Genomic DNA, 3049 nt, shown 5'->3' with positions numbered 1-3049 from the left:
TTTTCTCTCACTGGCCTCAGCGGCTTGTATCAGCACAGCGTCGGTCAGTGGTGGCGCATTATAGGGGGTTTTCCGGCGCTGACAATAGTTTTTTTGCAATTTCACTTTCAAGCGCACATTTTTTAATCCAATTAATATAAAATTCACCCACCAAGTATAAAATTAACGCTAATCTCCCATTGCATGGTGATCTTTTCCTCAATAACATCTCATATAATTGTTACCCTCTTTTACTACTATTGAGATTTTTTATGTCTACTGTTTTGCGTCAATACTTAAAATTACGGCCTAAAATTGGTCAAAGAGTCATGTTAGACCCTACATCTATCGTGATTGGAGATGTCAAATTAGCGGATGATGTAAGCATCTGGCCACTGGTGGTCATCCGTGGCGATGTAAATTACATTTCTATTGGTACACGTACAAATATCCAAGATGGCTCTATTTTACATGTTACACATAAATCACCTAATAATCCCAATGGCTTCCCTCTAATCATAGGTGAAGAAGTCACTATCGGTCATAAGGCAATCTTACACGGTTGTACGATTGGAAACCGAGTGTTAATTGGAATGGGTGCAATTGTATTGGATGGAGCTGTCATTGAAGACAACGTCATTATTGGAGCGGCTAGCCTTATTCCACCAGGAAAAACATTAGAGAGTGGATATCTGTATATAGGTAGCCCCGCCAAACAAGTAAGAAAACTTAAACCTGAAGAACTGGAAGGGCTTCTTTATTCTGCTAATAACTATGTCCGTTGGAAAGATGATTACTTAGCAGATACATCAGAAGGTAAAGAGTAACACCCAAATTGATCATCTATTCCACTCAGGATGACTTTTTCAAACTCTTCTTCCAAATCCCAACGATATTGGCGAAATAAATCGAGTGGATGAAGCTCTTTACCATACCGATGAATTAACTCATCGGTACTAATCAAACACTGTACCAATAAACCACCAACTACAGCAGGGAATATAACTTTGCTTTCCTGCTCATTCCATTCTTCGCGATCAGGAAATTGAATAGCTTGATTCATGTGTGTAATTCTTTCCTTAAAGTAGTTAAAATAGGTTCTACTTTTGGTAATATACCATGCCAAAGCTCAAAAGCATGTGCCGCCTGTCCCACCAGCATTCCTAACCCATCAGCCAAACGTGAGACATTATTTCTCTTAGCAAAATCAAGGAAAGGAGTTAATCCCTGCTGATAGTACATATCGTAACAAGCACTATTATTATAAAAAATCGATGGTGATATTCTGGGAATACTCCCACTAAGACCAGAGGCTGTTGCATTGATGACAAGATCAAAATCCGGAGACAAGAGAGATTTTATATCAATTGCCTGGATATGGCCCAATACAGAAAATTTATCCGCTATTGCTTGTGCACGTGCGAATGTACGGTTAGTGATAGTAATCTTACAGCCTAACTCTAATAAGGGAGAAATTACCCCTTTTGCGGCACCACCAGCCCCTATAATCAATATATGCTGCCCTTGGCTAATAAAATTGAGTCGTTGCAAGTCTGCCAATAATCCGACACCATCAGTGTTATCACCAAGAATCTGGTTATCTTCAACTATTTTTAAGGTATTAACTGCACCACTGAGTTTTGCGCGTTTAGTCAATTTATGTGCATATTCATAAGCACGTTCTTTAAAAGGAACGGTAATGTTCGCTCCTAAACCACCCCGCATAAAAAATTGCTCCAACGATTGTTCAAAATGCTCTATTGGTGCAAGTACCCGCCCATATTGATGCTCAATTCCCGTTTGCTCAGAAAATAATCGATGAATATAAGGGGATTTACTGTGAGCAATCGGATTACCAAAAACCGCAAAATTATCCATTATTCCCTACCCTTGTCGATATAGTTTACCTGTCAAAGCATCCCTGATTTCTGATGGATTTTTACGTCCACCAACTTCCCCTGCTAAGACAGGAAAATCGTTTCCAAATTGTCGACGAACTTCTTCTGCACTCCGGCACGGCTCCAATCCACTTAAATTTGCACTGGTCGATACAAGAGGTTTCTCATAAAGGGAACATAATTGTCTAACTAAAGGATGATCTGTAACTCGAACAGCTAATGTTGAAAATTTCCCCGTCAACCATTTTGGTGTTGTCGCTTTGGCTGGAATAACCCATGTCACCGGCCCCGGCCAAAAAGAAAAAACTGTCTTTTTTTGTTCATCATCTAACTGTTCATCATTAATATAGGAATATAAACGATCATAGCTATCAGAAATAAGGATCAGACCTTTTTCCCAAGGCCTTTTTTTCAGCAATAATAGTTTGTTAACCGCTGTTTCACTGTCAGGATCACAACCCAACCCAAACACAGCTTCTGTCGGATAAGCAATCACTTTTTCTTCTTTTAAGGCAGTAATAATTACATCAAATTTAGGTGAGACTTTATTACTCATTTTATTTCTCGGTTCTAATGAATTGCTGCTTGCTACACAATTTACTAGCACAAAACAATTTAATGCCTTGAACTGTTTTCTTCTCTATCAACAAGGGATAATGACAAAACTCACATTTCCCAGATATTGGTTTATTGTTCAGTGTAAACTGACATTCGGGATATCGATTACAAGCATGAAATGTTTTACCAAATCGTGACTTACGCTGCAGTAATTTGCCTTGCTTACATTGAGGGCAATTAATTGAAGTATCATCAGGTTTATCGATGATTTCCGTATGATCACATTCAGGATAAGTGCTACAGCCAATAAACATGCCGTACCTTCCTTGCCGTAAGACCAAGGTAGAGCCGCACTTCGAACAAGTTTGTCCTTCTAATTCTTTGACAATATGTCCATCTGAAGATGCTTTTAGCGACCGAACATAACAGCATGACGGATAATTAGAACAGGCATAAAATGGACCATGAGTTCCGTTGCGGATCACTAATTCAGCACCACAATCAGAGCAAAGTTCCGTTTCCTTTATCACAAAAGGTATCTTTTTAGACATATCCTACTCTCTGAATATTAGCCATCATAACTGGAAAACTATATTTAACGCGATGCTCGACTT

General features: G+C 38.9%; 5 protein-coding genes. 1 reads left to right on the top strand and 4 read right to left on the bottom strand.

All coding sequences use genetic code 11. From position 1 onward, the window contains the following. The first annotated feature begins 251 nt into the window (after nucleotides 1–251). Complete coding sequence (locus ABLA85_RS07545) at nucleotides 252–806, top strand: gamma carbonic anhydrase family protein (protein ID WP_367962786.1); 555 nt, start codon at nucleotides 252–254, stop codon at nucleotides 804–806. Here the strand turns inward: ABLA85_RS07545 and ABLA85_RS07540 are convergent. Genes ABLA85_RS07540 through ABLA85_RS07525 form a run of 4 tightly spaced genes read right to left on the bottom strand, consistent with a single transcriptional unit; the run spans nucleotide 773 to nucleotide 2986 of the window. Further along, a complete protein-coding gene (locus ABLA85_RS07540; protein ID WP_367962784.1) occupies nucleotides 773–1042 on the bottom strand; it encodes a DUF1488 domain-containing protein in 270 nt (89 codons plus the stop codon). The two genes, ABLA85_RS07545 and ABLA85_RS07540, sit on opposite strands and share 34 nt — an antisense overlap. Next, nucleotides 1039–1857, bottom strand: a complete 819-nt coding sequence (gene aroE, locus ABLA85_RS07535; protein ID WP_367962782.1) for a shikimate dehydrogenase — start codon at nucleotides 1855–1857, stop codon at nucleotides 1039–1041. Before aroE ends, ABLA85_RS07540 begins: the two co-directional genes overlap by 4 nt. Nucleotides 1858–1863: 6 nt before the next feature. Continuing rightward, entirely contained in the window at nucleotides 1864–2433 is a 570-nt protein-coding gene (gene tsaC / locus ABLA85_RS07530; protein ID WP_367962781.1) for an L-threonylcarbamoyladenylate synthase type 1 TsaC, read from the bottom strand. A 1-nt stretch (nucleotide 2434) separates the two neighbouring features. Next, on the bottom strand, nucleotides 2435–2986 hold the full coding sequence (locus tag ABLA85_RS07525; protein ID WP_367962778.1) for a topoisomerase DNA-binding C4 zinc finger domain-containing protein: 552 nt from the start codon (nucleotides 2984–2986) through the stop codon (nucleotides 2435–2437). Nucleotides 2987–3049 lie beyond the last annotated feature (63 nt).

This window comes from Xenorhabdus sp. SGI246, from assembly GCF_040838225.1.
In the GTDB taxonomy this organism is placed as follows: Bacteria; Pseudomonadota; Gammaproteobacteria; order Enterobacterales; family Enterobacteriaceae; genus Xenorhabdus; species Xenorhabdus indica.
This window is presented reverse-complemented; position numbering and strand designations above follow the sequence as displayed.

What these genes read in the sequence shown, in the direction of transcription:
- ABLA85_RS07540 (WP_367962784.1), bottom strand. Translation starts at nt 1,042, where the DNA reads ATGAATCAAGCTATTCAATTTCCTGATCGCGAAGAATGGAATGAGCAG.
- tsaC (WP_367962781.1), bottom strand. Translation starts at nt 2,433, where the DNA reads ATGAGTAATAAAGTCTCACCTAAATTTGATGTAATTATTACTGCCTTA.
- ABLA85_RS07545 (WP_367962786.1), top strand. Translation starts at nt 252, where the DNA reads ATGTCTACTGTTTTGCGTCAATACTTAAAATTACGGCCTAAAATTGGT.
- aroE (WP_367962782.1), bottom strand. Translation starts at nt 1,857, where the DNA reads ATGGATAATTTTGCGGTTTTTGGTAATCCGATTGCTCACAGTAAATCC.
- ABLA85_RS07525 (WP_367962778.1), bottom strand. Translation starts at nt 2,986, where the DNA reads ATGTCTAAAAAGATACCTTTTGTGATAAAGGAAACGGAACTTTGCTCT.